Origin of the sequence: Neobacillus pocheonensis (genome assembly GCF_050477905.1) — a bacterium.
GTDB classification, from domain to species: Bacteria; Bacillota; Bacilli; order Bacillales; family Cytobacillaceae; genus Neobacillus; species Neobacillus pocheonensis_A.
The window spans coordinates 13,632-27,949 of sequence record NZ_JBCNAD010000031.1; the positions used below are offsets into that span (position 1 = coordinate 13,632).

Sequence of the window (14,318 nt, forward strand, 5' to 3'; positions counted from 1 at the left end):
GAAGCGCCCCTAGGCGCTGGAGCTAGTCAAGTAGGAATGTTTCCGTTCTAAATGGAAAAGGAGGAGCAACATGCAATACGAAGCAGGAAATTACGACGTTATCGTCGTCGGTGCCGGCCATGCGGGCTGTGAGGCGGGCCTCGCGGCGGCACGGTTAGGTGCCAAAACATTAATGATTACAATCAATCTTGATATGGTTGCGTTTATGCCGTGTAACCCATCCGTAGGGGGACCAGCCAAAGGGATTGTCGTAAGAGAAATTGACGCTTTAGGCGGGGAAATGGGTAAAAACATTGATAAAACCCATATCCAAATGAGAATGCTGAACACGGGCAAGGGGCCGGCCGTACGGGCATTAAGAGCCCAGGCTGATAAGTTTGCCTATCAGCATGAAATGAAGAAAACCATTGAAGATGAGCCCAATATGACCTTAATACAAGGAATGGTCGAACGGTTAATTGTAGAGGAAGGAATTTGCAAAGGTGTCATCACAAAAACGGGTGCCATCTATCGTTCAAAAACGGTTGTCATTACGACAGGCACGTTCCTGCGCGGAGAAATTATCCTCGGTGAATTAAAATATTCAAGCGGACCGAATAATCAGCAGCCATCGATTAAGCTGTCTGAGCATCTAGAGGAGCTCGGTTTTGAATTGGTCCGTTTTAAAACAGGAACGCCGCCAAGGGTAAACAGTCATACGATTGACTACAGCAAAACGGAAATTCAACCTGGCGATGAAACGCCAAGAGCTTTTTCCTATGAAACAACGAAGTATATAACCGATCAGCTTCCATGCTGGTTAACGTATACGAATGAACATACGCATCAGTTGATTGACAATAATCTTCATCGTTCACCGATGTATTCCGGAATGATTAAAGGAACTGGTCCGCGTTATTGTCCATCGATTGAAGATAAAGTCGTGCGATTTAACGATAAGCCACGCCACCAAATTTTCCTTGAGCCGGAGGGCCGAAATACCCAGGAGGTTTATGTACAAGGCTTATCAACGAGTCTGCCTGAGGACGTACAGCAGCAAATTCTAAAAACCATCCCTGGGCTTGAAAACGTGCAAATGATGAGATCCGGCTATGCGATTGAATATGATGCCATCGTGCCGACTCAACTATGGCCGACACTTGAAACAAAAGTCGTGCAAAACTTATATACCGCAGGGCAAATTAACGGGACATCAGGATACGAAGAAGCGGCAGGCCAGGGCTTAATGGCCGGAATTAATGCAGGATTAAATTCGCTTGGCCGAGAGCAGTTAGTATTAAGTCGTTCCGATGCCTATATTGGGGTATTAATCGATGATTTGATTACCAAAGGAACAAATGAACCTTACCGTTTACTAACATCTAGAGCTGAATATCGTTTGCTGCTAAGACATGATAATGCTGATTTACGATTAACGGAAATTGGTCATCGAATTGGGTTAATCCGAGATGAACGGTATGAAGCCTTTTTAGTGAAAAAGGACGCAATTGAAACGGAAAAGCAAAGATTACGTTCGATTATTTTGAAGCCGACTGCTGAAGTGCAAGAACTAATTAGGAGCATTGGCGGCAGTGAACTAAAGGATGGAATCCGCGCCTCTGATTTGTTAAAGCGGCCGGAGATGACCTATGCCTTGTTAGAGACCTTAACGCAATCGGAGTCTCTGCTTGATGAAGAAACAAAAGAACAAGTGGAAATTCAGATTAAATACGAGGGCTATATTGAAAAATCACTGCAGCAGGTTGACCGCTTAAAGAAAATGGAGAATAAGAAAATTCCTGATAATATCGATTACGATGCCATTACAGGGCTGGCAACAGAAGCAAGACAAAAACTGAAGCAAATCAAGCCGTTATCACTTGCCCAGGCCTCCCGTATTTCCGGGGTAAACCCTGCAGATATATCCATTCTGCTTGTCTATCTTGAGCAAGGCCGAGTTGCGAGAATTATTAATGAGTAAGAAAAGCGGAAGCGCCTAGGCGTTGCCGCTAGACAGTGAGGAAGATTTATGAACATAGGACAATTTAAAGAAAGTCTTCAGGAAAAGGGTATCACCCTTACTGACAGGCAGCTTGACCAGTTTGAAAAGTACTATGAGACCTTGGTGGAATGGAACGAAAAAATGAATTTAACGGCTATCACCGATAAGGAAGACGTTTATTTAAAGCATTTTTATGATTCCATTACCTCATCGTTTTATTTTGACTTTTCCAAGTCCTTTCATCTTTGTGATGTCGGAGCGGGTGCCGGATTCCCGAGTATACCGTTAAAAATCGCTTTCCCTCAAATCGAGGTAACGATTGTGGATTCGTTAAATAAGCGCATTTCCTTTTTAAATCATCTTGCAAACGTATTGGGTTTGGAAAATGTTCACTTTGTCCATGACCGCGCGGAAACCTTCGGGGTAAATCCAGAATATCGCGAGAATTTTGATGTTGTGACAGCAAGAGCCGTTGCCAGAATGTCTGTCTTGAGTGAATTTTGCCTGCCACTAGTCAAAGTAGGCGGCAGCTTTATAGCAATGAAGGCGGCATCTGCCAAGGATGAATTGGAAGTGGGTCAAAAGGCGATCACTACTCTCGGCGGGAAGCTTGAAAAAATGTTTACCTTTACCTTACCGTTAGAAGAAAGTGAACGAAGCATTTTAATTATAAAAAAAGAAAAACAAACGCCGAAGAAATATCCGCGAAAACCGGGAACACCAAGTAAGGCACCAATCGAATAAGGAACACTAGCAATTTTTGTGAATGTTGCCTCATTAGGCAGGAAGAAATTATTCGTTTATAGAATTAGTAATAGGGAGTTTCGTAAAGGTGGTGTTGGGGATGAAGAATTCAATTACACGCTTTTTTGGCTTTGGCGATAAAGGAGAACAAGAGGTTGCGGTTGACCTTGAACAGGAAATAGAAGTGGTAAGAAACGAGGAAATTAAAAAAATACCGATCGACCAGATTGTTCCAAACCGTTTTCAGCCACGAACAGTATTTGATGAAGATAAGATTGAAGAGCTATCACGAACGATTCACATACATGGTATCATTCAACCGATTGTTGTGAGGGAATTTGCAATTGACCAATATGAAATTATCGCCGGTGAGCGCCGCTGGCGAGCTATGAAAAAACTTGGCTGGGCAGAAGCGCCGGCCATCGTGAAAAATTTTACCGATACCGAAACAGCCTCGGTTGCTTTAATTGAGAATCTGCAGCGGGAAGAGCTATCACCAATTGAAGAAGCAATTGCCTACGGAAAATTGCTTGAGTTGCACAACTTAACGCAAGAGGCATTAGCACAGCGTCTTGGTAAAGGACAGTCAACCGTCGCTAATAAGCTGCGCCTGCTTAAATTGCCACAGCCAGTTCAGGAAGCTTTATTAAATAAAATTATTACTGAACGTCATGCACGTGCACTAATTCCTCTAAAGGACCCAGAGAAACAAGTAACCTTAATGGCAGAGGTTATTGAAAAGAACCTGAATGTTAAGCAGACCGAAGATCGAGTAGTCAGGCTGCTCGAACAGAAAAATGAAAAGCCAAAGCCTAAACGTAAGGCTTTTAGTAAAGATATGAGGATTGCTGTCAATACGATTCGCCAGTCTCTTACAATGGTATCGGACAGTGGTATTAATCTTGACGCAGAAGAAGAAGAATTTGACGAATTTTACCAATTCACAATTCGGATACCTAAGAAAAAATAAATAGAATTTGGAAGAACCAGACAATTTATTTGTTTGGTTCTTCTTTTTTGAAAGGCTTGTTAAAGGTCAGTATTGTTTTTCCACCTTGTTGATTGGAGCGGAGGGCACTCGACTCCTGCGGGATAGAGAGGTCACTGGAGACCCCACAGGCGCCAAAGCGCCGAGGAGGCTCCAGGACCTCCCCGCGGAAAGCGAGTGCCCGGAGCGGAAATCAACAACCAAATTTAACACAGCCCTTTGGAAAAATTAACTGACTGGAATATTTTTTGAAAAAAAACTACAACCTATCAAATTCATGATAAAATAATAGAATGGAATTTTACTTTCCCTCCTTATATAGGGGATAATGGCTATAGAAAGATAGAATGAAAGAATATTATTTTTAAAGAAATAAAGGGTAGGTGACATCGTGGGCAAAGTTCTTGCAATCGCGAATCAAAAAGGTGGAGTCGGCAAAACGACTACCTCTGTCAACCTAGGTGCCTGCTTAGCATATATAGGGAAACGTGTCTTATTAGTAGACATTGACCCGCAGGGAAATGCAACAAGCGGGATTGGAATTGAAAAGGCAGAAGTGGACCAGTGTATATATGATGTTTTAGTAGATGATGTCGAGGCAAAAGACGTTATTAAGCCATCATCGGTTGAAAATTTATATGCTCTTCCAGCAACGATTCAACTAGCTGGGGCAGAAATTGAACTTGTTCCGACGATATCTAGAGAGGTTCGTTTAAAACGTGCTCTTGGCGAAGTGAAAGATCAATTTGATTATATTATTATCGACTGTCCGCCATCTTTGGGCTTGTTAACGATTAATGCCTTAACGGCTTCTGATGCCGTTTTAATTCCTGTACAGTGCGAATATTATGCACTTGAGGGCCTAAGTCAGTTATTAAATACCGTTAGATTAGTGCAGAAGCATTTAAATCAAGATTTAAAAATTGAAGGCGTATTATTAACCATGCTCGATGCAAGAACCAATCTTGGCATTCAAGTCATAGAAGAAGTAAAAAAATACTTTCAAGATAAGGTTTATAAAACCATTATTCCAAGAAATGTGCGTCTAAGTGAAGCTCCAAGTCATGGGGAACCGATTATTACCTATGATGCAAAATCCCGGGGAGCGGAAGTGTATTTAGATTTAGCGAAGGAAGTGGTCTCAAATGGCTAAAGGTTTAGGAAAAGGCCTAAATGCATTTTTTGCGGATGCTGGTAAGGAAGAAACAGTCCAAGAAATTAAACTTAAGGAACTCCGACCGAATCCCTATCAGCCACGTAAAACCTTCCTGCAAGAGACAATCGATGAATTAAAAGAGTCGATTTTAGAACATGGAATCTTACAACCGCTTGTTGTCAGGAAAACGATTAAAGGCTATGAAATTGTTGTGGGTGAACGCCGTTTCCGGGCTGCAAAAGCAGCAAAGCTTGAAACGATTCCGGCTGTAGTCAGGGAGCTTACCGAGCAGCAAATGATGGAATTAGCGGTACTCGAAAATCTACAACGAGAAGACTTAAATCCAATTGAAGAGGGACTAGCCTACCAAACGTTAATGGAAAAGCTGAAGTTGACACAGGAAGAGGTAGCAAAGCGTTTAGGTAAAAGCCGCCCGCATGTCGCCAACCACATCCGCCTGCTGTCCCTCCCTCCGCAAATACAAGAGTTGATATCAACTGGAAAAATATCGATGGGTCATGGCCGTGCTTTACTAGGGCTCAGACAAAAAGCTAAATTGTCTGTTTTAGTAGAGAAAGTCATTCAAGAAGCCTTAAATGTCCGCCAGTTGGAAAAATTAATTCAACAAATAAATGAAAATGTTTCACGTGAAACAAAAAAGCCAGAGAAGAAAAAAGATGTCTTCATCCAAGAACGTGAGCATACATTGCGTGAGCGGTTTGGAACGACGGTGAATATTAAGCAGAACAAAAATAAAGGGAAAATTGAAATTGAATTTTTCTCGCAGGAAGACCTTGAACGGATCCTGGAAATGCTTGGACAAGAAGAAAACCTTTAGACCATCCTCACGATGGTTTATTTTTTTATTCTAATATGGTAGTTTAGTAATATTATTATTTCGAAAGGCGAAGCAAAGGTGAATACACGATGTTTTTACTAGGTACACTTGTTAACGGGTTATTAATTATTGTTGGGACGCTGTGTGGGAAGCTGCTAAACAGAATTCCTGAAAGTATGAAAGTAACGGTTATGTTTGCAATCGGGCTATCTGTCATGGTTTTAGGCTTGCAAATGGGTCTAAAAAGTGAAAATTTCTTAATTGTGATTATTAGTTTAGTAGTCGGTGCTGTAATTGGAGAGTTATTAAAGCTCGAGGATAAATTAAATGATTTAGGCGGTTGGCTGGAAAAAAAGGTTGGCTCGAATGGAAAAGGCAGTATTTCGGAAGGATTTGTCACAGCGACGCTCATCTTTGTGATTGGGGCGATGGCGATTATTGGTGCCCTGGATAGCGGCATTCGCGGTGATCATGATGTTTTGTACACGAAATCCTTGATTGACGGATTTACTGCTTTAATCTTAACGACGACTCTAGGGATTGGTGTTATTTTTTCAGCTATTCCGGTGGTTCTTTACGAGGGTTTGATTGCTTTATTTGCGACCCAGATTGACCGGTTTGTCCCCCAAGCCTTAATGGACCAATTTATCGTGGAAATGACAGCAACGGGCGGGATTATGATTTTTGCGATTGGTCTTAATCTTACAGGGATGGTCAAAATCAAGGTTGCGAACCTCCTCCCTGGAATTGTTGTTACGGGGATGATCGTTACCATTCCATATATTTATCATTGGCTTTTACAATAAACAGCATCAAAAAAGAGCAGACATTTTTTTCTGCTCTTTTTAATTTGTTTGCTCTTCATCTAACCATTTTAAGTCGTTCCAGCGCTGCTTTGGATAAAGAAGACTGGCCTCATAAATCCCGCTCGCAATTGTTTTCGCCATTTTCATAACAAGATTTAGGCGGGTATTTTGTAATACGAAAAATTCCATAAATCCACTTACATTGACTATGCCTGTGATATGTATATCACCTACGGCAGGAAGTTCTTTGTTGACGCCAGCTCCTGGTTTAACTGGTCCATTACCAAGTTGAATTACACCCACATTTTTCATTCGTCCTAAACAGGCATCAATTCCAATGATAAACGGATCAACATGCTTGATATGGATTTCCTGCAGCTTTTCTGCTAAATTCACTGCATGGATTGGCTCATCTAAAGTGCCGTACACATAAAAGGATTTGAGGTTTTTTTCTTCGAGCAAGCTCCCAACAAGTGGTCCTAATGAATCACCGGTGGAGCGGTCAGTCCCAATACAAACAATTACAATCGGGCGGCTTGTCACTTTCGGAATAATGGTCAGCAATTCCTCTGCTAAGCTTTCGGACGCCAGATCATCATCATGATTGATGCGGGTCTTGACCCTCCTGTCAAAAAAACTTGATTTTAGATTCATTAATTCCACTCCCCACTCTAGGTTTTATTAGTATACGGAAAATTCAGTAAATCTATACATGAAGTGGATAGAAAAAGAAAAAATCATAATGCTACAAAGTAAGTAGAAAAATTGTTATGATAAAATTTGATTTATTAAGGCTGTTTTGAGGAGGCAGTAAAAAATGAGTCTGACTGAAAAAGGCATGCAAAAGCTAATCACTAAATTTCAAAATGAAGATACATGGCTAAACCTTGGAGAAGGAATATTAAAAATTATTGCTATCATTGTGATGGCCAATATTTTAATCCGGATTGGTAAATTAGCAATCCATAATATTTTTAAAATCAGAAACCTCTCTCCGCTTAACACATCCGAGCGGCGCGAAGAAACACTTGCGAAGCTTTTGGATAATATCCTTTCATATGTTGTTTATTTTATTGCGTTTATGATGATTCTTTCTGTTTTAACGATTGATGTGAAAGCATTGCTAGCCGGGGCAGGAATTGTCGGCTTAGCTGTCGGGTTTGGAGCTCAAAGCTTGGTTAAAGATGTAATTACCGGCTTTTTTATCATTTTTGAGGATCAATTTTCCGTCGGCGACCATGTTCGCATTGGCCCGTTTGAAGGGACCGTCCAAACAATTGGGCTAAGAACAACCAAATTAAAAAGTTGGACAGGGGAAGTCCATATTCTGCCTAATGGGAGTATAATTGAAGTAACAAACTTCTCGCTTAATAATAGTCTGGCGATTATCGATGTTGGCATTGCGTATGAGGAAAATATTGATAAGGCTGAAAAGGTTATTAAAGATCTGCTCGAAAAAATGCCAGAGCAGTATGTGGAATTGGTGAAGGTTCCTGAGTATTTAGGTATTCAAAGTTTTGGCCCTTCCGAGGTAGTCATTAGGATTGTGGCGGAAACATTGCCAATGCAGCATACTGCTGTTTCGAGAAAAATAAGAAAAGATATCAAACTTCAACTAGATGCGAACGGCATTGAAATTCCATATCCACGAATGGTTATGTATTCAAAGGATTCAGGTAACGTAAAAGAACCTAGTGTTTAAAGGAAGGTGAGTTTGATGGAGGAAAAGGAATATGCTTTAAATGATGTTGTCGAAATGAAGAAACAACATCCGTGCGGGGCAAACCGCTGGAAAATTATTCGCATGGGAATGGACGTTCGAATTAAATGTGAAGGCTGCGGTCACAGCGTCCTTATTCCGAGAAAAGAGTTTTCAAGAAAAATGAAGAAAATTTTGGTTAAGCATGAAGAGTAATTTTTTCATGCTTCTTTTTTTGTAATGCTGTATTATTTTTTATAAGAAATAGTAGAAATTTGGGGGTGGGGAAATTGGCTAAGATTCTGCAGGCGGCCTGTCCATTAAATTGCTGGGATAGCTGCGGATTTCATGTAACAGTCGAAAATAATAAGGTGATCAAAGTCGACGGCGATCCATCCCATCCGATTACAAAAGGGAAAATCTGCGGCAGGGGTCGTCAATTGGAAACGAGAACAAACTCAACAGACCGATTATTGTATCCGTTGAAAAAAATAAACGGCAAATTTGAACAAATATCCTGGGAGCAGGCGCTCGATGAAATCTCTGCAAAATTAACTGAAATAAAAGAACAATACGGGTCCACGGCGGTTCTGCATAGTCATGATTATGCGAATAACGGGATGTTGAAAAACCTAGATCAGCGTTTCTTTAATGCCTTTGGTGGTGTAACAGAGCTTTATGGCTCGCTTTGCTGGGGTGCGGGGATTGAAGCACAGAAATGGGATTTCGGTAATGCGTTTAGTCATGAACCGAATGATATTTTTAACAGCAAAAATATTATAATATGGGGAAGAAATGTAGCTCGGACGAACATGCATTTTTACGAACAATTATTGGAAGCCAAAAAGCGCGGCGCTTCTCTATATGTGATCGACCCACTCTTCAATGCAACCGCGAAAATAGCGGATGAATACATTACGATTAAGCCTGGTATGGATGGAGTATTGGCTGCCGGAATTATGAAAGAAATGCTTCGTTTAGGATTAGAAGATCGAGCGTTTATCCAACAACATTCATACGGCTTTACAGATCTAGAGAAACTTCTTAATGGCATTTCCCTAGAAAAAATTTGTGAAATGACAGAAATCCCAATGGAAACCATTACTCGGCTAGCGAGGATTTATGGAGATAAACCTACTTCAACCTATATGGGGTTAGGCTTGCAGCGCTATCGAAATGGCGGGAATACGATCCGCCTAATCGATGCGCTTGTCGCTGTCAGTGGAAATATAGGAATTGCCGGCGGCGGGGCGAATTATGCCAATCTTCAAGTAGGACAAAGCTTTGCCTTTGAGGAGTTAACCCTTGCCGACCGCAAACAGACGCATAGGCAATTTTCAATTATGAAACAGGCGGAAGAAGTGCTTCGTGCCACCAATCCGGAAATTCAGATGATTATCGTCACATGTGGGAATCCGTTGACGCAGGTGCCTGACACCCATGTGGTGGATAAGGCCTTCTCTTCTGTACAGACACTTGTGGTCATCGAACAATATATGACCGATACAGCAAGAATGGCAGATTATGTATTGCCAACCACGACAGCTTTTGAAGAAGAGGATTTTTATTACTCTTCAATGTATCATCATTATGTGAATTATGGTCCAAAGCTTGTTGAGGCCCCTGGTGATGCAAAGTCTGATTTATGGATTTGGACGCAATTGGCAGAAAGGCTTGGATTTGGTGGGGAATTTGCTTTTTCAAGAGATCAGTTCCTTGAAATGACATTGAGACCATTAGCAAAGTCCGGTATTACTCTTGAAAAATTAAAAGAGCAGCATACCGTGGAATTGCCTGTTGCAGCTATTCCTTGGCACGACCGGAAATTTAAAACCCCTAGTGGTAAATATGAGTTTACGGCTATGGATAAAGGTGATGGCGGACTATTAAAATTAGCCGTTCCTGATGAATCCAAATGGGTAAATCCTGAGTTGGCGGAAAAGTTTCCATATCATCTGCTGACGATTCACCCGATGCGCTCAAATCATTCTCAAAACTATCACCTTCTAACTCCGAAACCGAAGTTAAAGGTTGAGATTGCTAAAAATATTGCTGATGATTTGGCATTACACAATGGTGATTATGTGAGAGTTTGGAATGACCGAGGCGAAGTAAAAGGTCAAATTTCAATTTTAACCAATGCCCACCCTAATACGATTAATATCGATGAAGGGATTTGGCAGGAATTTGGCGGGTCGGTCAATAACTTAACTTCGAGCAGAGAATCTGATAATGGGCTTGGAAGCACATTATACGATTGTTTAGTTAATCTTAATAAAATAAACTAACTGCCGCCTAAAAAGCGGCAGTTGTCTTTTTTTATTGGAATGCCTATAATTGTGAAAGGCTTGTCTATTTCAAACTAAGAATTAAGTTTTTACAAATAGATTTATTTTTCTAGAGGAGTGAAACATGAATGGCTTTAACAGCTGGTATTGTAGGTCTGCCGAACGTTGGTAAGTCTACGTTATTTAATGCAATTACCCAAGCAGGTGCGGAATCTGCAAACTATCCATTCTGTACGATTGATCCAAACGTTGGAATTGTAGAAGTGCCAGATTACCGATTACAAAAATTAACCGAGCTTGTTCAACCTAAAAAGACCGTTCCAACGGCATTTGAATTTACCGATATTGCCGGAATTGTAAAAGGGGCAAGTAAAGGTGAAGGGCTAGGAAACAAGTTCCTTTCCCACATTCGTCAAGTGGATGCCATTTGCCAAGTAGTCCGCTGCTTTGCAGATGAAAACATTACCCACGTATCGGGGAAAGTGGATCCAATCGATGATATCGAAACGATTAACTTAGAGTTAATCCTAGCTGATATGGAATCTGTTGAAAAGCGAATTGGACGTGTGGAAAAATTAGCGAAGCAAAAAGATAAAGAAGCAGCGGCTGAATTTGAAGTCCTTGCAATGCTGCGCGATGCTTTTGAAGCAGAAAAACCTGCTCGTACCGTAGACTTTACAGAAGAACAAATGAAATTAGTAAAAGGATTGCATCTATTAACGATCAAGCCAGTCCTTTATGTAGCGAACGTGAGCGAGGATGATATTGCTGATCCTTCAGAAAATGAATATGTTCAAAAGGTTCGGGAATTCGCTAAGGCTGACAATGCAGAAGTGATCGTAATCTGTGCAAAAATCGAAGAGGAAATCGCGGAATTAGAAGGTGAAGAAAAAGCCATGTTCCTTTCAGAACTTGGCATCGAGGAATCTGGACTTGACCAATTAATCCGTGCCGCCTATAGCTTGCTAGGGTTAGCTACTTATTTCACGGCAGGGGTTCAGGAAGTTCGTGCTTGGACGTTTAGAAACGGCATGAAAGCACCGCAATGTGCGGGAATCATTCACTCTGATTTTGAGCGCGGCTTTATCCGTGCTGAGACAGTGTCCTTTAATGATTTATTAGCAGCCGGCAGTCATAATGCGGCGAAAGAAGCAGGTAAAGTTCGCTTAGAGGGTAAAGAATATATCGTGAAAGATGGAGATGTTATCCACTTCCGCTTTAATGTTTAATCAAAAGGCTATATTAAATTCTTATGGTACCCTGTTGATTGGAGCGGAAGGCAGCGAAGACTCCTCGAAAATGCTATCGCATTTCCTTCGTGCGTGGGCGGATTCGAGGAAGTAAATCAATGTCCTGCGGGAGTACGGGGCTGGGGAGACCCCACAGAAGCGAAGCTCCGAGGAGGCTCCCCGGCACGCCCGCGGAAAGCGAAGCCGCCTGGAGTGGAAATCAACAGGCTAGGTAACAAAGCCATAACATAAGGCTCTGCACAATTTGCAGAGCTTTTTACTTTTAAAATGGCATTCGTGTGAATGATATTGCTTTTAAACTTTGTCTGTGCTATAATTTCAACTTGTGAGTAATGAATAATTGCTCCTTGCCCATTCGGGCCGTTTAGACCAAAAGGAGGTGACTGTGATGAATAAGTACGAAATCATGTACATCATCCGCCCAAATATTGAAGATGAATCAAAAAAGGCTCTAGTTGAGCGTTTTAACACAATTCTTCTTGATAACGGTGCGGAAACTGCTGAAACTAAGGATTGGGGTAAGCGCCGTCTAGCTTACGAAATCAACGATTTCCGTGACGGATACTACCAAATCGCTAAAACTACATCTTCAGCTGCTGCAGTACAAGAATTTTCTCGTCTTGCAAAAATCAGCGAAGATATCATTCGCCATATCGTAATTAAAGAAGAAGAATAAGATTAATATATATTTTTTGGTAAAATTGTTCCACGTGGAACAATTTGTCAAAAGAAAAGGAGTTGATTCTGATGATGAATCGTGTCGTGCTTGTTGGCCGTTTAACAAAAGATCCTGATTTGCGTTATACACCAAATGGGGTTCCTGTTGCTACCTTTACTCTAGCAGTTAATCGTCCATTTTCTAGTCAGTCAGGTGAGCGTGAAGCAGACTTTATTAACTGTGTCGTTTGGCGTAAACCGGCTGAAAATGTGGCGAACTTCTTGAAAAAGGGCAGTCTTGCAGGTGTTGATGGCCGCATTCAAACCCGCAACTATGAAGGACAAGATGGTAAACGTGTATACGTTACAGAGGTTCAAGCAGAAAGTGTTCAATTTCTAGAGCCTAAGTCTACTTCTGGCGGCGGTGGCGGTGGAAGAAGCAACGATTATTACGGTGCTCCTCCTATGGAACCTCAAGGTAATTCATATGGCAGCAGCAATCAGAATCAACAACGCCCGAACCAAAATCAAAATAAAGGTTTTACTCGTATGGATGAAGATCCATTCGCAGGAAATGGACAAATTGACATCTCTGATGACGATCTTCCATTTTAACCAAACCTTTCTGAACGTTACTATATAAAAAATAATAAAGGAGGGAATTTTCATGGCAGGAGGACGTAAAGGCGGTCGCGCAAAGCGTCGTAAAGTGTGCTATTTCACAGCAAATGGCATCTCTCGCATCGATTACAAAGATGTGGATTTACTTAAAAAATTCATCTCTGAGCGTGGAAAGATTTTACCACGTCGTGTAACTGGTACAAGCGCTAAATACCAACGTAAACTAACAGTTGCAATCAAACGTGCACGTCAAATGGCATTATTACCATTCGTTGCAGGTGAATAATATTTTAAAGCAGCAGGGGTTAACCCTTGCTGCTTTTTTATTTAGTTGAATAACAACAAATATCTAGCTAAAATAAAGAGATAGGTTTCCAGAAAGTTTAGGGGTGAAGTGGTGAGAAATGTACGCAAACTAACAGAAGGAGCCATTCTTTTAGCGGCCTTTACTGTTCTTTTAATCTTAACAATCTATGTGCCATTCCTTAATTCGATTTTAATTTTTGTTTTGCCGCTCCCATTTCTCATGTTTTCCGCCAAAAGCACTATGAAAAATATCGCAGCCTTTTTCTTAGCTGCTTTATTTATTTCCTATATTGCGGGCTCGTTTATGGGGTTGGGATTGATGCTTCTTTTTGGAGCGACGGGTGTTGTCATTGGATATTCGCTACAAGTCAATAAAAGCCGCACAGCGATTTTAATATCAAGCACACTCACGTTTATGGCCGGATTAGTTGTTTTCTATGTTATACTCAATGCGTTCTTAAAAATTGATATTATGGACAAGTTTAATGTTGCGTTCAAGATGTCAAGTAAAGACAGAAAAATGTTGGACACACTGGTGCCATATTTTCTGGTCATGTGTTCTATCATTTATACTTATATTATCCAGTGGGTGTGTTTACCGATTGCCAAGAAATTTGGCGTAAAGGTTCAACCATGGGAAAGTTTCCGAAATCTCTCTCTTCCAAGAAGCCTCTTATGGTACTATTTAATTTCCATTGGATTGAATTTGGTGATGCATCCAAAAGAGGGAACATACGTATATACGGCTTTAATTAATCTAAGGTACATATTAGAAATGTTTTTGTTTTTTCAGGGACTTGCCTTTTTAGTCTATATTCTTCAGCAAAGGTCAGTTGCTAAGGGACTCGTTGTCCTCGCAGCAATTCTCACTTTCATGATACCAACTTTTCATTATATAATAATGTTATTGGGTATAACGGATATAGGATTTGATTTTAGAAAACGTTTTGCCAAAAAAGAGTAAGACTTGAGTTTAGGAGCTGA

Annotated in this window: 15 protein-coding genes; 14 read left to right on the forward strand and 1 reads right to left on the reverse strand. The window is 40.9% G+C overall.

What is annotated here, in order from left to right:
* The first annotated feature begins 70 nt into the window (after window positions 1–70).
* The 6 genes from mnmG (at window position 71) to ABES02_RS16920 (ending at window position 6,513) form a co-directional block, all read left to right on the forward strand.
* Window positions 71–1,960, forward strand: coding sequence for a tRNA uridine-5-carboxymethylaminomethyl(34) synthesis enzyme MnmG (mnmG, locus tag ABES02_RS16895; RefSeq protein ID WP_430137250.1), 1,890 nt, complete (start codon window positions 71–73; stop codon window positions 1,958–1,960).
* A gap of 48 nt (window positions 1,961–2,008) precedes the next feature.
* Window positions 2,009–2,725 carry a 16S rRNA (guanine(527)-N(7))-methyltransferase RsmG gene (rsmG, locus tag ABES02_RS16900; RefSeq protein WP_430137252.1) on the forward strand — a complete coding sequence of 239 codons (717 nt, stop codon included), beginning with the start codon at window positions 2,009–2,011 and terminating at the stop codon, window positions 2,723–2,725.
* A gap of 100 nt (window positions 2,726–2,825) precedes the next feature.
* Window positions 2,826–3,695: a nucleoid occlusion protein gene (gene noc / locus ABES02_RS16905; RefSeq protein ID WP_430137255.1), complete on the forward strand. Its 870-nt coding sequence runs from the start codon at window positions 2,826–2,828 to the stop codon at window positions 3,693–3,695.
* 409 nt (window positions 3,696–4,104) lie between these two features.
* Window positions 4,105–4,866 (forward strand): ParA family protein, encoded by a 762-nt coding sequence (locus ABES02_RS16910; RefSeq protein WP_430137259.1) that lies wholly within the window; start codon window positions 4,105–4,107, stop codon window positions 4,864–4,866.
* Complete coding sequence (locus tag ABES02_RS16915; RefSeq protein WP_430137262.1) at window positions 4,859–5,707, forward strand: ParB/RepB/Spo0J family partition protein; 849 nt, start codon at window positions 4,859–4,861, stop codon at window positions 5,705–5,707. Before ABES02_RS16910 ends, ABES02_RS16915 begins: the two co-directional genes overlap by 8 nt.
* Window positions 5,708–5,796: 89 nt before the next feature.
* Window positions 5,797–6,513, forward strand: coding sequence for a DUF554 domain-containing protein (locus tag ABES02_RS16920; protein ID WP_430137265.1), 717 nt, complete (start codon window positions 5,797–5,799; stop codon window positions 6,511–6,513).
* 39 nt (window positions 6,514–6,552) lie between these two features.
* Here ABES02_RS16920 and yyaC read toward each other — a convergent pair whose 3' ends face one another.
* Window positions 6,553–7,167: a spore protease YyaC gene (yyaC, locus tag ABES02_RS16925; RefSeq protein ID WP_430137268.1), complete on the reverse strand. Its 615-nt coding sequence runs from the start codon at window positions 7,165–7,167 to the stop codon at window positions 6,553–6,555.
* A gap of 163 nt (window positions 7,168–7,330) precedes the next feature.
* On the opposite strand from yyaC, the gene ABES02_RS16930 reads away from it, so the two are divergent.
* From ABES02_RS16930 to ABES02_RS16965, 8 genes are all read left to right on the forward strand, one after another.
* Entirely contained in the window at window positions 7,331–8,215 is an 885-nt protein-coding gene (locus tag ABES02_RS16930) for a mechanosensitive ion channel family protein (protein WP_430137271.1), read from the forward strand.
* A gap of 15 nt (window positions 8,216–8,230) precedes the next feature.
* Window positions 8,231–8,428 carry a DUF951 domain-containing protein gene (locus tag ABES02_RS16935; RefSeq protein WP_430137273.1) on the forward strand — a complete coding sequence of 66 codons (198 nt, stop codon included), beginning with the start codon at window positions 8,231–8,233 and terminating at the stop codon, window positions 8,426–8,428.
* A gap of 74 nt (window positions 8,429–8,502) precedes the next feature.
* Window positions 8,503–10,500 carry a molybdopterin-dependent oxidoreductase gene (locus tag ABES02_RS16940; protein WP_430137276.1) on the forward strand — a complete coding sequence of 666 codons (1,998 nt, stop codon included), beginning with the start codon at window positions 8,503–8,505 and terminating at the stop codon, window positions 10,498–10,500.
* 128 nt (window positions 10,501–10,628) lie between these two features.
* Complete coding sequence (gene ychF / locus ABES02_RS16945) at window positions 10,629–11,729, forward strand: redox-regulated ATPase YchF (RefSeq protein WP_430137279.1); 1,101 nt, start codon at window positions 10,629–10,631, stop codon at window positions 11,727–11,729.
* A 409-nt stretch (window positions 11,730–12,138) separates the two neighbouring features.
* Window positions 12,139–12,426, forward strand: a complete 288-nt coding sequence (rpsF, locus tag ABES02_RS16950) for a 30S ribosomal protein S6 (protein ID WP_289987072.1) — start codon at window positions 12,139–12,141, stop codon at window positions 12,424–12,426.
* Window positions 12,427–12,497: 71 nt separating this feature from the next.
* Window positions 12,498–13,022 (forward strand): single-stranded DNA-binding protein, encoded by a 525-nt coding sequence (ssb, locus tag ABES02_RS16955; RefSeq protein ID WP_430137282.1) that lies wholly within the window; start codon window positions 12,498–12,500, stop codon window positions 13,020–13,022.
* Between the two features lie 52 nt (window positions 13,023–13,074).
* Window positions 13,075–13,314: a 30S ribosomal protein S18 gene (gene rpsR / locus ABES02_RS16960; protein ID WP_024030263.1), complete on the forward strand. Its 240-nt coding sequence runs from the start codon at window positions 13,075–13,077 to the stop codon at window positions 13,312–13,314.
* 111 nt (window positions 13,315–13,425) lie between these two features.
* Window positions 13,426–14,298 (forward strand): YybS family protein, encoded by an 873-nt coding sequence (locus ABES02_RS16965; protein ID WP_430137285.1) that lies wholly within the window; start codon window positions 13,426–13,428, stop codon window positions 14,296–14,298.
* The last annotated feature ends 20 nt before the right edge of the window (window positions 14,299–14,318 follow it).

Excerpts from the sequence above, each read along its gene's own strand:
- mnmG (WP_430137250.1), top strand. The coding sequence starts at position 71 with ATGCAATACGAAGCAGGAAATTACGACGTTATCGTCGTCGGTGCCGGC.
- rsmG (WP_430137252.1), top strand. The coding sequence starts at position 2,009 with ATGAACATAGGACAATTTAAAGAAAGTCTTCAGGAAAAGGGTATCACC.
- noc (WP_430137255.1), top strand. The coding sequence starts at position 2,826 with ATGAAGAATTCAATTACACGCTTTTTTGGCTTTGGCGATAAAGGAGAA.
- ABES02_RS16915 (WP_430137262.1), top strand. The coding sequence starts at position 4,859 with ATGGCTAAAGGTTTAGGAAAAGGCCTAAATGCATTTTTTGCGGATGCT.
- ABES02_RS16920 (WP_430137265.1), top strand. The coding sequence starts at position 5,797 with ATGTTTTTACTAGGTACACTTGTTAACGGGTTATTAATTATTGTTGGG.
- yyaC (WP_430137268.1), bottom strand. The coding sequence starts at position 7,167 with ATGAATCTAAAATCAAGTTTTTTTGACAGGAGGGTCAAGACCCGCATC.
- ABES02_RS16930 (WP_430137271.1), top strand. The coding sequence starts at position 7,331 with ATGAGTCTGACTGAAAAAGGCATGCAAAAGCTAATCACTAAATTTCAA.
- ABES02_RS16935 (WP_430137273.1), top strand. The coding sequence starts at position 8,231 with ATGGAGGAAAAGGAATATGCTTTAAATGATGTTGTCGAAATGAAGAAA.
- ychF (WP_430137279.1), top strand. The coding sequence starts at position 10,629 with ATGGCTTTAACAGCTGGTATTGTAGGTCTGCCGAACGTTGGTAAGTCT.
- rpsF (WP_289987072.1), top strand. The coding sequence starts at position 12,139 with ATGAATAAGTACGAAATCATGTACATCATCCGCCCAAATATTGAAGAT.
- ssb (WP_430137282.1), top strand. The coding sequence starts at position 12,498 with ATGATGAATCGTGTCGTGCTTGTTGGCCGTTTAACAAAAGATCCTGAT.
- rpsR (WP_024030263.1), top strand. The coding sequence starts at position 13,075 with ATGGCAGGAGGACGTAAAGGCGGTCGCGCAAAGCGTCGTAAAGTGTGC.